Source organism: Streptomyces sp. NPDC050842 (assembly GCF_044456565.1).
Taxonomy (GTDB): domain Bacteria; phylum Actinomycetota; class Actinomycetes; order Streptomycetales; family Streptomycetaceae; genus Streptomyces.
Genome location: NZ_JBITGA010000005.1, coordinates 570,445 through 587,733, shown reverse-complemented (window position 1 = coordinate 587,733; position 17,289 = coordinate 570,445). Strand labels below are relative to the sequence as shown.

The window sequence follows — 17,289 nt, the reverse complement described above, 5'->3', positions numbered from 1 at the left end:
AGGAACTCGCACGAGGGGACCGGCTCTTCACGAACGGTGGGAGGCCAGGGGGTCAGGCCTCGACGAGCTCCACCTGGACCTCGACCTCGACGGGCGCGTCGAGCGGCAGCACGGCCACGCCGACGGCGCTGCGCGCGTGCACGCCCTTGTCGCCGAGGACCGCGCCCAGCAGTTCGCTGGCGCCGTTGATGACGGCCGGCTGCCCGGTGAAGTCGGAGGCGGAGGCGACGAAGCCCACGACCTTCACGACCCGCTTGATCCGGTCCAGGTCACCGGCGACCGACTTCACGGCCGCGAGGGCGTTCAGCGCGCAGGTGGCCGCGAGCTGCTTGGCCTCCTCGGCGGTGACCTCGTCGCCGACCTTGCCGGTCACCGAGAGCTTGCCCCCGACCATCGGGAGCTGGCCCGAGGTGTAGACGTACACGCCCGACTGCACGGCCGGCTGGTACGCGGCCAACGGGGGCACGACCTCCGGCAGGGTCAGGCCGAGCTCGGCGAGCTTCGCCTCCACGGCCCCGCTCACGACTTGGCCCGCTTCAGGTAGGCCACGAGCTGCTCGGGGTTGTTCGGCCCGGGCACGACCTGGACGAGCTCCCAGCCGTCCTCGCCCCAGGTGTCCAGAATCTGCTTCGTCGCGTGCACCAGAAGCGGCACGGTGACGTACTCCCACTTGGTCATGGAGGCGACTGTATCCGCTGCGGTGGGGCGGCCTCCTGATTGGGCGCCGCCGCCAGTGGTTAGGCTCGACAGCGTGAGCAGGCTCCAGGTCGTCAGCGGAAAGGGCGGTACCGGTAAGACGACGGTCGCCGCCGCCCTCGCGCTCGCCCTCGCGACGGAGGGCAAACGCACCCTCCTCGTCGAGGTCGAAGGCAGACAGGGCATCGCACAGCTCTTCGAGACGGAAGCGCTTCCGTACGAGGAACGCAAGATCGCCGTCGCGCCGGGCGGCGGCGAGGTGTACGCGCTGGCGATCGACGCCGAGCGCGCGCTCCTCGACTACCTCCAGATGTTCTACAAACTGGGGAGCGCGGGGCGGGCCCTGAAGAAGCTCGGCGCGATCGACTTCGCGACGACGATAGCGCCGGGGGTACGGGACGTCCTGCTGACCGGCAAGGCGTGCGAGGCGGTCAGGCGGCGCGAGAAGCACGGCGGGCACACCTACGACCACGTGGTCATGGACGCGCCGCCCACCGGCCGCATCACCCGCTTCCTCAACGTCAACGACGAGGTGGCGGGCCTGGCCAGGATCGGCCCGATACACAACCAGGCGCAGGCCGTCATGCGGGTCCTCAAGTCGCCCGAGACGGCGGTCCATCTGGTGACGCTCCTGGAGGAGATGCCGGTCCAGGAGACGGCGGACGGCATCGCGGAGCTCCGAGCCGCGGAACTGCCGGTGGGGCGGGTCGTGGTGAACATGGTCCGCCCGCACGTCCTCGACGAGGCGGCGGTACGGGCCGCCTCTGGCGACCACCGGGACGCGATCGCGCGGAGCCTGACCTCCGTCGGCGTCGCGGGCGGCACGCGGCTCGTCGAACCGCTCCTCGACCAGGCGGCCGAGCACGCCCGGCGGGTGGAGCTGGAGCGGGAGCAGCGGGCGGTCCTGGACGGCATCGACGTGCCCTCGTACGAGCTCCCCTTCCTCGGGGACGGCGGGGACATCGCGGGGCTCTACCGGCTGGCGAAGGAACTGCGGAAGCAAGGGGTGGGCGCGTGACGGAGAAGGCGACCGACACGAACGGGCTCGACGCCGTCCCCGTCCTGGAGCTCGATCCGCTCATCGACGACCGGGGCACCCGCATCATCGTCTGCTGCGGCGCGGGCGGGGTCGGCAAGACGACCACGGCGGCGGCCCTCGGCGTCCGGGCGGCGGAGCGCGGCCGGCGCGTCGTCGTCCTCACCATCGACCCGGCGCGCCGCCTCGCCCAGTCCATGGGCATCGACTCCCTCGACAACACGCCTCGCAAGGTGGACGGGATCAAGGGGTCCGACGGCGGCGAACTGCACGCCATGATGCTCGACATGAAGCGGACCTTCGACGAGATCGTCGAGGCGCACGCGGACCCCGAGCGGGCCCGGGCGATCCTGGAGAACCCCTTCTACCAGTCCCTGTCGGCCGGATTCGCCGGTACGCAGGAGTACATGGCGATGGAGAAGCTGGGCCAGCTCCGGGCGCGCGACGAGTGGGACCTGATCGTGGTCGACACGCCGCCGTCCCGCTCCGCCCTGGACTTCCTGGACGCGCCGAAGCGGCTGGGGTCCTTCCTCGACGGGAAGTTCATCAAGCTGCTCATGGCCCCGGCGAAGGTGGGCGGCCGGGCCGGCATGAAGTTCCTGAACGTCGGCATGTCGATGATGACGGGGACGCTCGGGAAGCTGCTCGGGGGTCAGTTCCTCAAGGACGTGCAGACCTTCGTCGCGGCGATGGACACGATGTTCGGCGGCTTCCGGACCCGCGCCGACGCCACGTACCGGCTGCTCCAGGCCCCGGGCACGGCCTTCCTCGTCGTCGCCACGCCGGAGCGGGACGCGCTGCGCGAGGCCGCGTACTTCGTGGAGCGGCTGGCGGCCGAGGAGATGCCGCTGGCGGGCCTCGTCCTCAATCGCGTCCACGGCAGCGGCGCGGCCGGCCTCTCGGCCGAGCGGGCGCGGGCCGCCGCGGAAAATCTTGACGAGGGGCGCATGACGGATCGGGGGGACGGGAAGACTTGGCGGAGTGGCTCCCCGGCCACGTCGCCCGAGCTGTCCGACCTCGCCACCGCCGCCGTATCTTCCGTACCCGAGGCTGCCCCCACAGCCGAACCGGCCGCACAGCACCCAGACGTAGACGCTTTCACCGACACGGACGTACGACACCTCACCGCGGGACTTCTGCGCCTGCATGCCGAGCGCATGCGGGTGCTCGCGCGTGAGCAGCGCACCCGAGACCGCTTCACCGCGCTCCACCCCGAGGTGGCGGTGGCCGAAGTGGCCGCCCTGCCCGGCGATGTGCACGACCTCGCCGGGCTGCGGGCCATCGGTGACCGGCTCACGGCCGGGCGGATGCCCTCGGCCTGAGCTGAGCCACCGTCCCGTACCTGCCGGTCGGGGACTAGCCGACCGCGGCGTACGCCTCGTACGTCGCGTCGTCCTCGATCGCCACGGGCAGCAGGCCCGCGCCACGCTCGTACTCCGTCCGCGCGGTCTCCAGGAGCCGGCGCCACGAGGTGACGGTCGGCCGTCGGCGCAACAGGGCACGGCGCTCGCGCTCCGTCATGCCACCCCACACGCCGAACTCCACGCGGTTGTCGAGGGCGTCGGCGAGGCACTCGGTCCGCACCGGACATCCGGTGCACACCGCCTTTGCCCTGTTCTGCGCCGCTCCCTGCACGAAAAGTTCATCCGGATCGGTAGTGCGGCAGGCCGCCTGCGCACTCCAGTCAGCTACCCAGCCCATACCGGCGCCGTCCTCTCCCGAATCGAGGCTCCCCCACGGCGGCAGCGGCATATTCACCGCTGCCAGTTGGGACGTTACGGAAGGTGGACACAGCGCAACACCCCCTTCGGGCCCAATCTTGAATGGCCCGAACGGACTATGCGTACGCGTCAGATCACCCAGGGGAGTGACCGAAGGACATGCGTGTCATAGCGGACATATCTCCATGGATACGCCCTTCTTCACCAGCGCCACTTCGGGCACCGGGTGACGCATGATCCGGAAACGGACACGAGCTTCCCGTGTTTCGGGTCACGGGAATTCATGCCGATGTCACGCACGGGTCTTGATGCGAGACCGCACTGCTGTGACAGTTGTGAGCAGCTTAGGCCAAGGCATATACGCGTGTCCGGCGAATGAGAACGTAGGCTGCCCCCATGGCAAAGAAGCGCTCGGGCGGTGGTCTGACCGGGACCCAGCAGGCCGCCAAGTTCCTCGGTGTCAGTGTGCTCTCCGGAGCCGTGCTGGCGGGCATCGCCCTGCCCGCGGCCGGAGCACTCGGCTTGGCCGCGAAGGGCACGGTCGAGGGATTCGACGAGATTCCCTCCAACCTGAAGACCCCGCCGCTGAGTCAGCGCACCACCATTCTCGACGCCGAGGGCGGGCTCCTCGCCACGGTGTACTCGCGGGACCGGAAGGTCGTCCCGCTGGACAAGATCTCCCCGTACATGCAGAAGGCGATCGTCGCGATCGAGGACGGCCGCTTCTACGAGCACGGGGCGATCGACCTCAAGGGCGTGCTGCGCGCGATCAACCGCAACGCGCAGTCGGGCGGGGTCGCGCAGGGCGCGTCCACGCTCACCCAGCAGTACGTGAAGAACGTCTTCGTCGAGGAGGCCGGTGACGACCCCGAGAAGGTCGCGCAGGCCACCCAGCAGACCATCGGCCGCAAGGTCCGCGAGCTGAAGTTCGCGATCCAGGTCGAGGAGGAGCTGGGCAAGAACAAGATCCTCGAGAACTACCTCAACATCACGTTCTTCGGGCAGCAGGCATACGGCATCGAGGCCGCCTCCCAGCGGTACTTCTCGAAGGCGGCGGCCGACCTGAGCCTGGGCGAGGCGGCGATGATGGCCGGCCTCGTCCAGTCGCCGAGCCGCTACGACCCGATCAACGACATCCAGGAAGCCACCAAGCGCCGGAACGTGGTCCTCCAGCGGATGGCCGACGTGAAGGACATCAGCCAGGCCGAGGCGGACAAGGCGAAGGCCGCGCCGCTGAAGCTGAAGGTCAAGACGCCGAAGAACGGCTGCATCACCGCCGTCGACGGCGCCGGCTTCTTCTGCGACTACGTCCGCAAGACGATCCTGAGCGACCCGGTCTTCGGGAAGACGGCCGAGGAGCGGCAGAAGCTGTGGAACCTGGGCGGTCTCACCGTCAGGACCACGCTCTCCCCGAAGGCGCAGGCGGCGGCCAACGAAGCCGCCGTGGCCAAGGTCAACAAGGACGACGGGGTCGCGACCGCCGTCGTCCAGGTCCAGCCCGGTACCGGCAAGATCCTGTCGATGGGTCAGTCCCGCCCGTACGGCCTGGACCAGAAGCAGCACCAGACGACGCTCAACCTCGCCGTCGGCAGCAAGATGGGCGGCACCACGTACGGCTTCCCGGTCGGCTCGACCTTCAAGCCGATCACGGCCGCCGCCGCCCTGGAAAAGGGTCTGAGCCCGGCGCAGAGCTTCGACACGCCGTGGAAGATCACCATGAAGGAGAACGACTACACGCGCTGCGACGGCAAGCCGGCGGGCTACGCCGACTGGCCCGTCCAGAACGAGCTCAAGTCGGAGAAGGGGGCGTACGACATGACGAGCGCCCTCGGCAAGTCCATCAACACCTACTTCGCCAAGCTGGAGCAGATGGCCGGCCTCTGCGAGACGCTGACGATGGCGAAGAAGGTCGGCTACGAGCGCGAGCTGGGCAAGCGCATCGCGCAGACCCCGTCGGCCACCCTCGGCAGCCTGGAGAGCACCCCGCTCGACATGGCCTCCGTCTACGCCACCTTCGCCAACCGCGGCATCTACTGCCTTCCGGTCGCCATCGAGTCCATCAAGGGCGCCAACGGCGACAAGCTGAACGTGCCGCAGACCAAGTGCACGCGCGCGATGTCCGACCGCACCGCCGACACCATCAACCAGATGCTGAAGGGCGTGGTCGAGGACGGCACCGGTACGCGGGCCGGTCTGAGCGACCGGGACAACGCGGGCAAGACCGGTACCACCGAAGGCCGCAAGGACGCCTGGTTCGTCGGCTACACGCCGGACCTGTCCACCGCCGTCTGGGTCGGCGACGACGTCGGCAAGCGCGACGAGATGTTCGACCTCACCATCGGCGGCGTCTACTACGACAAGGTCTGCGGTGGCTGTCTCCCCGGTCCCATCTGGCGGATCGCGATGACGGGCGCTCTGGGCGACGAGAAGCCGCGCTTCAACGCCATCTCCGTACCGCGGGCCGAGAAGCCCAAGGACAAGGAGAAGGAAGGCGACGAAGGCCCGAACAAGCCGAAGAAGCCGGGCGACAGCAAGCCGGGCGACACGAAGCCGCCGACGAACCCGTTCCCCGGGATCACGATCCCGCCGGACATGTTCGGCGACGGCAACGGCAACCGCCGCGGCGGAAACCGCTGACGCACCCGTGGACACGAGGAAGGGCGCCCCACTCCCGGTGGGGCGCCCTTCCTCGTACGTGCTCCGCGGCGGCGGATCAGCCCGCGAGCAGCTTCTTCACCGAGGCGGCGACGCGGCCGCCCTCGGCCTGGCCGGCCACCTTCGGGTTCACGATCTTCATGACGGCGCCCATGGCACGCGGCCCCTCGGCACCCGCCGCCTTCGCCTCCTCGACGGCCGCCGCGACGATCCCGTCGAGCTCCTCGTCGCTGAGCTGCTTCGGCAGGTACGCGTCGAGGAGGACGCCCTCCGCGCGCTCCCGCTCGGCGGACTCGGCACGGCCGCCCTGGGCGAAGGCCTCCGCGGCCTCGCGGCGCTTCTTCGCCTCCTTGGCGATCACCTTCAGCACCTCGTCGTCGGAGAGTTCGCGCTTGGACTTGCCCGCGACCTCCTCCATGGTGATCGCGGTGATGGTCAGCCGCAGGGTCGAGGAGCGCAGTTCGTCGCGCCCCCTGATCGCGGCGTCGAGGTCGGCCTTGAGCTTCTCCTTGAGCGTGGTCATGGGGTCAAGTGTGGCAGGTGCCCCACCCCACCCGCCCGCACATTTCCGCCCGCCGGGTCTGCGACGATGGTGCGATGCGCGCACGGTACGGGATCCCCCTGAAGGTCACGGCAGGTCTCACGGCGACGGCCGCGGCCGGAATCGTCTACGCGGCCGGCTTCGAGGCCCGCTCCTTCCGGCTCCGCCGGGTGACCGTGCCCGTACTCCCGCGCGGCATGCGCGACCTGCGGGTCCTTCAGGTCTCCGACATCCACATGGTCAGCGGGCAGCGGAAGAAGCGGGCATGGCTCCAGTCGCTCGCGGGGCTCCGCCCGGACTTCGTCGTCAACACCGGCGACAACCTCTCCGACCCCGACGCCGTGCCCGAGGTCCTGGACGCGCTCGGCCCGCTGATGGAGTTCCCGGGCGTGTACGTCTTCGGCTCCAACGACTACTACGGGCCGAAGCTGCGCAACCCCGCCCGCTACCTGATGGAGAAGGCGCAGGGCCGCCACGGCCTCAACGGCAACAAGCCCGCGGTCGGCGCCGTCCACAACCCGTGGGAGGGCATGCGGGACGCCTTCGACGCGGCGGGCTGGGTGAACCTCACCAACACCCGCGGCACGCTCAAGCTGCCCGAGGCCGAACTGGCCTTCACCGGCCTGGACGACCCGCACATCAAGCGCGACCGGTACGAGCGGGTGGCCGGCGGCCCCGACGCCTCGGCCGACTTCACCGTGGGCGTCGTCCACGCCCCGTACCTGCGCTCGCTCGACGCGTTCACGGCGGACGGGTACGAGCTGATCCTCGCCGGGCACACCCACGGCGGCCAGCTGTGCATCCCCTTCTACGGGGCGCTCGTCACCAACTGCGACCTGGACACGGACCGCGTGAAGGGGCTCTCCACGCACACGGTCGCCGACCACACCTCCTATCTGCACGTCTCGGCGGGCTGCGGCACCAACCGCTTCACCCCGGTCCGCTTCGCCTGCCCGCCCGAGGTCACCCTGCTCACGCTGACGGCGCGCGCGTAACCACCTACGGTGGGGCAATGCTCACGCCCCGCTCCGTCGGCTCCGTCGGCTCCGCCGGCTCGTCGGCCATACCGGCCTCCGCCGTCACGCCGCCCGCCGAGCGGCGCCCCTTCGCGGCGGCGTTCCGGGGCCTGATCGCCCTGTCCGCGGCGACGGGACTCGTCATCGAGTGCGTCCACGGGAACGTCCTGGTCGTCCTGAGCTTCTTCACGATCTGGTCGAACATCCTGGTCGCCGTGGTCTTCGGCTGGAGCGCCGCCCGCGCCTGGAACCGCCGCCCGCCGCTCCCCGCGCTCTGGACCGGCGGAGTCCTGCTCTGCGTCTCGGTGGTCGGCCTCGTCTTCCACCTGGTCCTCGACAACGAGGCGAGCGAGTTCAACCAGGCCGCCGAGATCGCCCGCCTCACGGGCGCGAAGGCCGTCGCCAACCAGCTGCTGCACACCGTCACCCCGATCGGCGCGGTGCTCGACTTCCTCCTCCTCACCCTCCCCGGCGCCCTCCGCCGGCGCCACGCTGCCCAGTGGCTCGCGGCCCCGGCCGTCTACTTCGCCTTCGCCCTGATCCGCGGCGCACTGATCTCCCCGGACGCCCCCACCCGCTACACGTACCCGTTCCTCGACGTCACCGTCCACGGCTACGCCGGCGTCCTCACCAACGCGGTCGTGCTGGGCGCGGCCTTCTACGCCCTGGGCCTCGCGATCATCGGCCTCGACCGCGTCCGACCTGCGGTGCGGCTCTCCGAAAACCGGATTTCGCCTCAGCGCGCGCGTGGGCTAAAGTAAGCGATGTCGCCGCGACGTGAAGAACAGAGCAGCGACATCGGGGTGTAGCGCAGCTTGGCAGCGCGCTTCGTTCGGGACGAAGAGGTCGTGGGTTCAAATCCCGCCACCCCGACAGCCGTTAGACCAGTTCAGGGGCCTGATCCGCGAAAGCGGGTCGGGCCCCTGAGTGGTTTCCGGGGTTCCTCGGGGGACGTGCGGGAGAGCACCGCGCCTCGCTGATCGCTTGCGCGATCCCCCTCCGGGTCGCGCCGGATCGGCAGCGGAGCCCGCTGCCCGTACCGATCACCGTGGTCCACGCCCCTGCGGGCCGCTGACCGCCGTCGATGCGGCCCGCGCTTCCGAAATGCTGCACTCGGGGTGAATCACTATCTATGACCGCGGGAACAGACTTTGCCGGGCCCCGCAGGGAGAGTTTTTGCCGCAACGCGCAGAGAGGGATTTTCCTCCACGCAGAAGCCGCTGCGGCATGCTACTGTCGATATCAGTTGCAGTTTTGGTACCCAAAGACTTCAAGCGTCTCCAGGTGGCTCTCCGCCACGTAGGAGCGCTTTTTATTTCCGGTCATTTTCCGGTCAGGGCATCATCGCGGCGACACGGCGTCCGTAAAGTGCGGATGCCGGTGTACTGCCCCAAAGGAGATATGACATGGCTGCTGGCACCGTGAAGTGGTTCAACGCGGAAAAGGGCTTCGGCTTCATCGAGCAGGACGGTGGCGGCCCCGACGTCTTCGCCCACTACTCGAACATCGCCGCCCAGGGCTTCCGCGAGCTGCAGGAAGGCCAGAAGGTCACCTTCGACATCGCGCAGGGCCAGAAGGGCCCGACGGCCGAGAACATCGTTCCCGCCTGAAGCTGACGCGTAGTTCGTAGCCGGGACCCGCATCCCTCGGGGTGCGGGTCCCGGCTACACGCATTTTCCGGCAGCGGTTCCGTCCGCGGACGACCGCCGATGACCGCCGCCCACGGATCCTCCAGGGACGCCTGCCGCTTCGAATCCGTGTCCCGCCGTCGTCCTGGATCTCGACGTCCGTTCGACGTCACTCCATCTCAGATTTCAGCGCCTGCGCCGATACAGATTCCATGCGGGCGAGATTCGCTTTCGCATTCCCTCGGCCCGTTCTTTTGGTTCCCCGCGCTTTTCCACGACTGCGGGAATTCCTTGACGGCGTGCCGCATCAAGGAAGGTTCTGAATGAACCCCACACGTACGAACAGCCGCTCCTCCCGCGACCGCCGCCGCACCGGCGGCTCCGGTTTCGGCTCCACCGCCGCTCCGGTTCGGGCCGGCCGCTTCGGCTCCTCCGCCCCCAGCCGTACAGGAGGCGGCCCGAGCCGCTCGGGCGGCCACGGCCGCCGGCCCGCCGCGGTGCAGGGAGAGTTCGCCCTCCCGAAGACGATCACCCCCTCGCTGCCCGCCGTCGAGGCGTTCGACGAACTCGACATGCCCAGGGAGCTCCTGGCCGCCCTCACCGCGCAGGGCGTGTCCGTGCCGTTCCCGATCCAGGGCGCGACCCTGCCGAACTCCCTCGTAGGCCGTGACGTGCTGGGCCGCGGCCGGACCGGCTCCGGCAAGACCCTCGCCTTCGGCCTGGCCCTCCTGGCCCGCACCGCCGGGCAGCGCGCCGAGCCCCGCCGACCGCTCGCCCTCGTCCTCGTCCCCACCCGCGAGCTGGCCCAGCAGGTCACCGACGCGCTCACGCCGTACGCCCGCGCCGTCAAGCTGCGTCTGGCGACGGTGGTCGGCGGCATGCCCATCGGACGCCAGGCCGGCGCCCTGCGCGGCGGCGCCGAAGTCGTCGTCGCCACCCCCGGCCGCCTCAAGGACCTCATCGACCGAGGTGACTGCGGGCTGAGCCAGGTCGCGATCTCCGTCCTGGACGAGGCCGACCAGATGGCCGACATGGGCTTCATGCCCCAGGTCACCGCCCTCCTGGACCAGGTCCGCCCCGAGGGCCAGCGGATGCTGTTCTCCGCCACCCTGGACCGCAACGTCGACCTGCTGGTCCGCCGCTACCTCACCGACCCCGTCGTCCACTCCGTCGACCCCTCCCAGGGCGCGGTCACCACGATGGAGCACCACCTCCTGCACGTGCACGGCACCGACAAGCACCGGGTGACGACGGAGATCGCGGCGCGCGAGGGCCGGGTGATCATGTTCCTGGACACCAAGCACGCCGTGGACCGGCTCACCCAGGACCTCCTCGACAGCGGAGTCCGCGCCGCGGCACTCCACGGCGGCAAGTCCCAGCCCCAGCGCACCCGCACCCTCGCCCGGTTCAAGACCGGACACGTCACCGTGCTGGTCGCCACGAACGTCGCCGCCCGCGGCATCCACGTCGACAACCTCGACCTCGTCGTCAACGTGGACCCGCCGACCGACCACAAGGACTACCTCCACCGCGGCGGCCGCACCGCCCGTGCGGGCGAGTCCGGCAGCGTCGTCACCCTGGTCACCTCCAACCAGCGCCGCGGCCTGACCCGCCTCATGGCCGACGCCGGCATCGTGCCCCAGACCACCCAGGTCCGCTCCGGCGAGGAAGCACTCCACCGGATCACCGGCGCCCGGACCCCCAGCGGCGTCCCGGTCACCATCACCGCGCCGGCGACCGAGCAGCGTAAGCGCGCCCCCGTGTCCCGCGGTCGCCGCAGTGCCGCCTCGGCGGCCCGGCGCGCCGGGCGGCAGTCCGGCGCGTGAGCGTGCGGCAGTCCGGCGCGTGAGCGTGTGGCGGTCCGGCGCGTGGGCGTGCGGAGTCCGCCGTCTGCCCGGCGGTCCGTACGCCATGAACAGGCAACCGAACCATCTCCGCAGGAGGCACTTTTGACGCTGGTCCAGACGCAGCCCCGCTCGGCGAACGTCACCCCCGCGGACAGGTCGGTGACCGACGCCATGGACACGACCGCACCGCGGGTCTGCGACGACATGACCGTGGAAGTGGCCCTGTCCGTCGTGATCAGTGCCCGCGCGGGGCATCTGATCATCTGCGACGACGACGGTCTGTGTACCCGACTGGTCACCCGGGCCCAGCTCGCCGCCGTCCGTGACAGCAGCGCGTACACGGACCGCATCCGGCTGCGCGACGTCCCCGGCGACCGCGGGCCGTTCACCTCATCCCGCACCCCGATAGGCCACCGTCGGAGCACCTTCTCCCCCTTCTCCCTGTGAGGCACCATGCGTTGTGTCATCGCCCGGTTCCCGTTCGATCTGACCAGGAGCGGCGTCCTGGATTCGATGAAGGGCATCAAGCCCGAGCCGGTCACCGGCGAATCCGTGATCATCGGCCGCCGCACCTACCCCGTGAAGCAGGTCGGCCAGGTCATCACGCGCCAGGATCGCCGTGACTTCAGCGCCGGCGAAGTCCTGAGGGCCATGACCCGGCTCGGCTTCACCTGCCGCGGACTTCCCGACGCCGACGCCACCGCACACGGCCTCACCCCGGTCCAGCACGCATCCGCACTGCTCGGCACCCCGGTCGCCGTCTGACCGACGGGACCGGCGCGAGCCACCGGAACAGCCAGAAGGGCCCGACCAGCACACTTGCTGGTCGGGCCCTTCCGCGTACCGGCTTCGACAGGGGAACCGCTCGGCGGCTCTCCACATCCTGGACCGGCCAGGAAGATTTACCTCTCCTCAAGGCCAACAAAAATCTATCTCAGCCAGAGTAGACATTGGGCAGTGGCGTGGTTATGGTTTCTCTCGTAACCCAGCGAGACAAGAGGGCCTGGCAGAGACGAACTGCCGGGCAGCAGTACCCGCAGGTGTAGTTGGCAGGACGGTGCGGTGGTGGAGTTCCGAAGCCAGGGCTGTTGCAGGACGGCGACGGGACTGACGACCGGACCGGGGGGCCCGCAGTGATCAGGGGCCGCCGCGAGCAGTACGCAGTACCGGCAGTACGCAGTACCAGCAGTACCAGCAGTACGCAGTCCCCCGTTGGGTATGCAGTTGATCACCGAGGGAAGAGCGGAGGAGCAAGGCGCCATCAGGATCGCCCGGGCGGAACTCTTGAGTCCGGGTACCGCAGGACATCGATAGTGAGGTGGTCTCCGGTCAAGCAACCGCGATCCCCGCGCACCCGACAGCGTCTCGGTCGGGTCGGTGGAAACAGAAGGCCGGTGCAGTATCAGGACCGGCGGATGGTGTAGTAGTTCCTTCGGGGCCCTGGTGCCGTACGGCACCAGGGCCCCTCAACGCGTTCACCAGAGAGGTGCAAGTGACAGCAGACGACTCCTCCGACCGTCTCGACCGTCTCGACGACGACGACTACCCCGCCTACACGATGGGCCGGGCCGCCGAGATGATCGGTACCACCCAGGGATTCCTGCGCGCCCTCGGTGAAGCGCGCCTCATCACTCCGCTCCGCTCCGGCGGCGGCCACCGCCGGTACTCCCGCTACCAGCTGCGCATCGCCGCCCGCGCCCGGGAGCTGGTCGACCAGGGCACCCCCATCGAGGCCGCCTGCCGCATCATCATCCTCGAAGACCAGCTCGAGGAAGCCCAACGCATCAACGCCGAGTACCGCCGCGCCGCCGAATCATCCCCTCCGCCGGCCACGGACTGAGTCGAGCGCGCCCGTCGGCATCGGCCGGACGCGATCGCCGGTGGCTCCGCGGAGGCGCGGTGGTCAGGAGGCGAGGATCCGGCTCTTCTGGGTCGCGAATTCCTCCTCGGTCAGGACACCTTGTTCCTTCAGCTGTCCGAGTTCCTTGAGCTGAGCGATCTTGTTGCTCATGTCGTCGGCCGGAGCGGCGGGCGGCGGTGGCGGGGGAGGCGCCGGGGCGCGCTGTTCGGCTGCCGCCGATTCCTGGCCGGCCCAGCGGCCCGCCTGGCGCCGTGAGACCCGGTTGGAGACCGCGGTCGCCGTCCCGGCCACCACGGCGGTGCGTGCCACCCCTCGAAGCAGTCCTGGCATGTCGCTCCTCCTTGCTTCCGTCGACTGGATCCGTCAGGCGGCAGGCCCGTCGTCCTCTGTCGCCTCCGCGGCGTCGAGCGAGGCCAGGAGGGCTTGTACGGGGATCCGTCCGCCCGCCACGAGCTGCGCGCCTCCGCGCCGCAGGGCTCGCGCGAAGGGAGCGGCCCAGAGGTTCTCGTAGACCAGGATTCCGGCCGCGTTGCCGGGTTCGAGCGCCATCCCGGCCTCTTCGATGTCGTCCTGGCCCAGAAGTCCGGACGACACTCCCTCGAACACGGACAGGTCGAGCCGTCCGTCACCGTCCAGATCCGCCAGCTCGAGACCGACGACACTCCCGTCGTCGTCCTTCCGTACGAACAGGAGGTCGAGGATGCGGATGACGCCGCGGTCGACCAGGTCGAGAAGGAGGGGGAAGCCCTCCCCCGTCATGCGGTTGCCCGGGAACTCGACGACCAGGTAGTCGACCGGTCCCATGTCCTCGATGTCGTCGCTCATGACCACTCCAATCCCTGCACACCGCCCGCTGGCCCGCGCAAGGCATGGTCGGACCGAGGCCTCCATCAATTGCAGCATTCGCCGGAGGCCTTCGCATGTTCACGGCCCCGCCGGGCCGTGCTCGTGGTGCTAGATGATCGGCGGGCGGCCCAGGCGGGTCATGCGGCCCACCGTGGACCAGCGCATGGGGCGGCGGGGGCCGCAGGGGCGGCGGACGCCTTCCGCGAAGCCGGCGAACCAGGCCGCGAGGCCCGGGACGGAGCGGGTGCGGGCCAGGGTCAGGAGGGTCCAGACGCCGAGGTAGACGGGGACCAGCGGGAGGGGCAGGTTGCGCTTGGCCAGCCAGACGCGGTTGCGGGCGGTCATGCGGTAGTAGACGGCGTGCCGGGCGGGGCTGGTCTTCGGGTGCTGGAGCAGGAGCTCCGGCGCGTACAGGACCTTCCAGTCCGCGTCGAGGGCCCGCCACGCGAGGTCGGTCTCCTCGTGCGTGAAGAAGAAGTCCTCCGGCCAGTCGCCGATCCGGTCGAGCATCGGCATCGACAGGCCGTGGCCGCCGCCGAGGAACGTCGTCACCTCGCCGCCGAGCAGCGGGTCCTTCGCCCCGAGGCGGGGGACGTGGCGGCGCTGCGTCTCGCCGGTCTCGTCGGCGATGCGGAACGAGACGATCCCGAGGGCCGGGTCGGCCTCGTAGAGGTCGGCGAGGCGGCGCAGGACGTCCGTGTCGACCAGCAGGCCGTCGTCGTCGAGGTCCACCACCACGTCGACGTCGCCGTACGCGCGCAGCGTGTCGATGGCGACGTTCCGGCCGCCCGACACTCCCCTGTTCTCGGGGAGTTCCACCCCGGTGACGCCTTCGGGGAGCTCCGGGAGCGAGCCCGTGCCGTTGCCGACCACGACGATCCGGGCGGCCGGTTCGTCCTGCCGTGCCACGGCGTCGAGCAGGGCCCGCAGCTCGTCGGGGCGCGTGCCCATCGTCAGTACCGCCACACCCATACGCGGTCGTGTCACGACCCACTCCGTCCCACGCTCAGAGACAACGCCGTGATGCTAACCGTCGGGCGTCATCTTCCGTTCATCCGCATCACAGACCTCATACATCGAGCCGGCGGTCGTTGCGGTGGTGGCCCAGGGCGCGGCCGTAGCGTTCGGAGACGGCCGGCATGAGGCTCTCCCCCTCCGCCGGACGGTCCAGGCCGAAGACGTAGCCGGGGAAGTCCAGGTCCTTCTGCGTCTCCCAGATCTCGCCGTGGTCGTTCGGCGGGAGGATCCGTGCCGGGTCGCCGACCGCGACCCAGCCGATCGGGACGGTCGCGTCGGGAGGGAGCACCGTCCTCAGGTGCACGATTCCGTTCACGCGGACCTCCGAACGCCTTCCGATCCTCGCCCCGTTGAACACGCGGCTGCCCGTGGCGAGGAAGACCTCGTCCTCCACCGTGCAGCCCGCGAGGGAGGAAGTCGGTCCGATCAGTACGTGCCGGCCCAGGGTCAGGGGGTCGCGGCGGGTGCCGCGCAGGACCGCGTTCTCCATGACGATGCAGCCCTCGCCGAGCTCCACCGGGCCGCCCTCGGCGGTCAGTACGGCTCCGAAGAGGATCCGGCAGCCGGCGCCGACGCGTACGTCGCCGGAGAGCGTCGCCGTCGGGGCGACGTACGCGGTCGGGTGGACGGTCGGCGCGTGGCCGTCGTGTTCGATCAGCATCCCGCCATCATCTCGGGCGGGAAGGGAGAAGGGTGGGAGGCGGTCCGGAGGGGACGCGCGGCGAAGGGCGCCTCCGCGCGGCTCTACGCTGGTTCCCTTCCGTCAAGTTGATCGATCGTCGAAAGGGTGGTCTCCAGGTGCTGGTCGCGGACCGATATCGGCTTCATGTGTGTATCGGCCGGGGCGGCATGGGCGAGGTGTGGCAGGCCACCGACGAGGTCCTCGGCCGGTCCGTGGCCGTGAAGCTGATGCTGGGCCACGGCTCCGACCCGTCCGCGAGCGACCGCTTCCGGCTGGAGGCGCAGACCGCCGCCCGGCTGAGCCACCCGCACGTCGTCGGCGTCTTCGACTTCGGTACGTGGGACGGGAAGCTGTTCCTCGTCATGGAGTTGGTCGAGGGCGACAGCCTCGCGGGCAGCCCGTCCGATCCGCTGGTCCTGCCGGCCGAGCGGGTCGCCGTGGTCGCCGCCCACGCCGCCGCCGGGCTCGCGGCCGCCCACCGGCAGGGGGTCGTGCACCGCGACATCAAGCCGGGGAACCTGCTGGTCGACGCCGAGGGCACCGTGAAGCTGGCCGACTTCGGCATCGCGCGGTTCGTCGACGACCCCTCCGGGGCGCTCACCACGACGGGCCAGATCGTCGGCACCGGGCTGTACCTGGCGCCCGAGCGGGCCCTCGGGCAGTCCGCGTCGTCCGCCTCCGACGTGTACTCGCTGGGCTGCGTGCTCTACCAACTCCTCACCGGGCGCCCGCCGTTCCGCGCGGACACCGCCACGGCCCTGCTGTACCAGCACATCGACACGGCACCCATGCCGCCCGGGCGGCTGGGGGTGGCGCTGCCGCCCGTCTTCGAGACGTACCTGCTGAGCCTCCTCGCCAAGCAGCCCGAGCAGCGGCCCTCGGCGCAGGCCATCGCGGACTGGTTCTCCTCCGGCGCCTGGCGCGGCTATCCGCAGCCGGTCGCCCATCAGACTCACCCGTCGCATCAGTCCCACCCGTCGCAGCAGCCGCACCAGTCACAGCAACCGCATCCGTCGCATCAGCCTCAGCAGGCGTATCAGCCGCCTCAGCCCCATCAGCCTCAGCAGTCGCAGCAGCACGTGCCTGCGCCGCACGCCCCACAGCAGCACGTGCCCGCCCACCAGCCCGCGCCCCGTCACGTACCGCCCACCGCGCCCGTCTCGCGGCGGCGCGAGCGCCCCGCGGCCGGTGTGGGTACGAGCACCGGCGGCCTCGCCGAGCTGTCCCGGCGCCGTCCCCGCAAGACCGCCGCCGTCGCCGGGGCCATCGCCTTCGTCGTCTTCCTGATCATCGGCATGGCCTGGCTCTCCTGAGCCGTCGGTACGGGCCGTGAGTGCAGGCCGTCAGTACAGGCCGTCAGTACAGGCCGTCAGCTCAGATCGTCAGTACAGTCTCGGCGCCATCACCTGCGGCTCCCCGTCCGCCGTCGCGAGCAGCAGGCAGCGCGGTACGCCGGGCCCCAGGGTCGCCCGTACGGACACGGCCGTCGGCGGGTCGGTCGGCAGCTCGATCGGGACGGTCACCGGCCGGTCGTCCTTCGTCGTGGCGTACCCCGTCTCCTTGCCGTCGACGAGCACCTCCACGACAGGCGTGTGCCCGGTCTGGACGGTCGCGGAGACCGAGTGCCCGAGGTAGTCGATGTGGAAGTGGTGGCGTCGCCTCATGGGTCACCTCCGTACCTCCAGAGTAGGTACGGAGCGCCGCTCCCGCCGCTCCCCGCGTCTGGTGCGGATCTTCTCCGAA

Annotated in this window: 20 protein-coding genes and 1 tRNA gene; 12 read left to right on the top strand and 9 right to left on the bottom strand. The window is 70.2% G+C overall.

Features of this window, described 5'->3' with window-relative positions; genetic code table 11:
* Positions 1-52: 52 nt before the first annotated feature.
* Positions 53-523: a RidA family protein gene (locus tag ACIBG6_RS19800; RefSeq protein ID WP_329622620.1), complete on the bottom strand. Its 471-nt coding sequence runs from the start codon at positions 521-523 to the stop codon at positions 53-55.
* On the bottom strand, positions 520-678 hold the full coding sequence (locus ACIBG6_RS19795) for a DUF4177 domain-containing protein (protein WP_015034547.1): 159 nt from the start codon (positions 676-678) through the stop codon (positions 520-522). The genes ACIBG6_RS19800 and ACIBG6_RS19795 overlap by 4 nt, the downstream gene beginning before the upstream one ends.
* A gap of 73 nt (positions 679-751) precedes the next feature.
* Here ACIBG6_RS19795 and ACIBG6_RS19790 point away from each other — a divergent pair, with 73 nt between their 5' ends.
* A complete protein-coding gene (locus ACIBG6_RS19790; protein ID WP_399223865.1) occupies positions 752-1,714 on the top strand; it encodes an ArsA family ATPase in 963 nt (320 codons plus the stop codon).
* Positions 1,711-3,054 carry an ArsA family ATPase gene (locus ACIBG6_RS19785; RefSeq protein ID WP_399223864.1) on the top strand — a complete coding sequence of 448 codons (1,344 nt, stop codon included), beginning with the start codon at positions 1,711-1,713 and terminating at the stop codon, positions 3,052-3,054. The genes ACIBG6_RS19790 and ACIBG6_RS19785 overlap by 4 nt, the downstream gene beginning before the upstream one ends.
* A 34-nt stretch (positions 3,055-3,088) precedes the next feature.
* Here the strand turns inward: ACIBG6_RS19785 and ACIBG6_RS19780 are convergent, their stop codons facing one another.
* Positions 3,089-3,433 carry a WhiB family transcriptional regulator gene (locus ACIBG6_RS19780; protein ID WP_015034550.1) on the bottom strand — a complete coding sequence of 115 codons (345 nt, stop codon included), beginning with the start codon at positions 3,431-3,433 and terminating at the stop codon, positions 3,089-3,091.
* A gap of 416 nt (positions 3,434-3,849) precedes the next feature.
* Here ACIBG6_RS19780 and ACIBG6_RS19775 point away from each other — a divergent pair, with 416 nt between their 5' ends.
* On the top strand, positions 3,850-6,090 hold the full coding sequence (locus tag ACIBG6_RS19775; protein ID WP_399223863.1) for a transglycosylase domain-containing protein: 2,241 nt from the start codon (positions 3,850-3,852) through the stop codon (positions 6,088-6,090).
* Between the two features lie 76 nt (positions 6,091-6,166).
* On the opposite strand, the gene ACIBG6_RS19770 is transcribed toward ACIBG6_RS19775, so the two are convergent.
* On the bottom strand, positions 6,167-6,631 hold the full coding sequence (locus tag ACIBG6_RS19770; RefSeq protein WP_399223862.1) for a GatB/YqeY domain-containing protein: 465 nt from the start codon (positions 6,629-6,631) through the stop codon (positions 6,167-6,169).
* A gap of 74 nt (positions 6,632-6,705) precedes the next feature.
* Between ACIBG6_RS19770 and ACIBG6_RS19765 the strand changes: the two genes are divergently transcribed.
* The 8 genes from ACIBG6_RS19765 (at position 6,706) to ACIBG6_RS19730 (ending at position 12,980) form a co-directional block, all read left to right on the top strand.
* The gene (locus ACIBG6_RS19765; protein WP_399223861.1) at positions 6,706-7,644 is read left to right on the top strand and encodes a metallophosphoesterase; all 939 of its coding nucleotides are present in this window, start codon (positions 6,706-6,708) and stop codon (positions 7,642-7,644) included.
* A gap of 17 nt (positions 7,645-7,661) precedes the next feature.
* Entirely contained in the window at positions 7,662-8,426 is a 765-nt protein-coding gene (locus tag ACIBG6_RS19760) for a Pr6Pr family membrane protein (RefSeq protein WP_399223860.1), read from the top strand.
* A gap of 38 nt (positions 8,427-8,464) precedes the next feature.
* Positions 8,465-8,538, top strand: a tRNA-Pro gene (locus ACIBG6_RS19755).
* Positions 8,539-9,071: 533 nt separating this feature from the next.
* The gene (locus ACIBG6_RS19750; RefSeq protein ID WP_020133169.1) at positions 9,072-9,275 is read left to right on the top strand and encodes a cold-shock protein; all 204 of its coding nucleotides are present in this window, start codon (positions 9,072-9,074) and stop codon (positions 9,273-9,275) included.
* 341 nt (positions 9,276-9,616) lie between these two features.
* Positions 9,617-11,119 carry a DEAD/DEAH box helicase gene (locus ACIBG6_RS19745; protein ID WP_399223859.1) on the top strand — a complete coding sequence of 501 codons (1,503 nt, stop codon included), beginning with the start codon at positions 9,617-9,619 and terminating at the stop codon, positions 11,117-11,119.
* A gap of 123 nt (positions 11,120-11,242) precedes the next feature.
* On the top strand, positions 11,243-11,587 hold the full coding sequence (locus ACIBG6_RS19740) for a hypothetical protein (RefSeq protein WP_399223858.1): 345 nt from the start codon (positions 11,243-11,245) through the stop codon (positions 11,585-11,587).
* A gap of 6 nt (positions 11,588-11,593) precedes the next feature.
* Positions 11,594-11,905: an SCO5918 family protein gene (locus ACIBG6_RS19735; RefSeq protein WP_399223857.1), complete on the top strand. Its 312-nt coding sequence runs from the start codon at positions 11,594-11,596 to the stop codon at positions 11,903-11,905.
* A gap of 727 nt (positions 11,906-12,632) precedes the next feature.
* The gene (locus tag ACIBG6_RS19730) at positions 12,633-12,980 is read left to right on the top strand and encodes a MerR family transcriptional regulator (protein ID WP_399223856.1); all 348 of its coding nucleotides are present in this window, start codon (positions 12,633-12,635) and stop codon (positions 12,978-12,980) included.
* 63 nt (positions 12,981-13,043) lie between these two features.
* Here the strand turns inward: ACIBG6_RS19730 and ACIBG6_RS19725 are convergent, their stop codons facing one another.
* The 4 genes from ACIBG6_RS19725 to ACIBG6_RS19710 form a co-directional block, all read right to left on the bottom strand.
* Positions 13,044-13,331: an SHOCT domain-containing protein gene (locus tag ACIBG6_RS19725; protein WP_399223855.1), complete on the bottom strand. Its 288-nt coding sequence runs from the start codon at positions 13,329-13,331 to the stop codon at positions 13,044-13,046.
* Positions 13,332-13,364: 33 nt separating this feature from the next.
* Complete coding sequence (locus tag ACIBG6_RS19720) at positions 13,365-13,826, bottom strand: DUF6325 family protein (RefSeq protein WP_399223854.1); 462 nt, start codon at positions 13,824-13,826, stop codon at positions 13,365-13,367.
* Between the two features lie 129 nt (positions 13,827-13,955).
* Positions 13,956-14,819: a glycosyltransferase family 2 protein gene (locus ACIBG6_RS19715; protein WP_399224028.1), complete on the bottom strand. Its 864-nt coding sequence runs from the start codon at positions 14,817-14,819 to the stop codon at positions 13,956-13,958.
* A gap of 97 nt (positions 14,820-14,916) precedes the next feature.
* The gene (locus ACIBG6_RS19710; RefSeq protein WP_399223853.1) at positions 14,917-15,525 is read right to left on the bottom strand and encodes a gamma carbonic anhydrase family protein; all 609 of its coding nucleotides are present in this window, start codon (positions 15,523-15,525) and stop codon (positions 14,917-14,919) included.
* Between the two features lie 137 nt (positions 15,526-15,662).
* Between ACIBG6_RS19710 and ACIBG6_RS19705 the strand changes: the two genes are divergently transcribed.
* Entirely contained in the window at positions 15,663-16,859 is a 1,197-nt protein-coding gene (locus ACIBG6_RS19705) for a serine/threonine-protein kinase (RefSeq protein WP_399224027.1), read from the top strand.
* A 69-nt stretch (positions 16,860-16,928) separates the two neighbouring features.
* On the opposite strand, the gene ACIBG6_RS19700 is transcribed toward ACIBG6_RS19705, so the two are convergent.
* The gene (locus tag ACIBG6_RS19700) at positions 16,929-17,210 is read right to left on the bottom strand and encodes a hypothetical protein (RefSeq protein ID WP_399223852.1); all 282 of its coding nucleotides are present in this window, start codon (positions 17,208-17,210) and stop codon (positions 16,929-16,931) included.
* Positions 17,211-17,289: the final 79 nt, after the last annotated feature.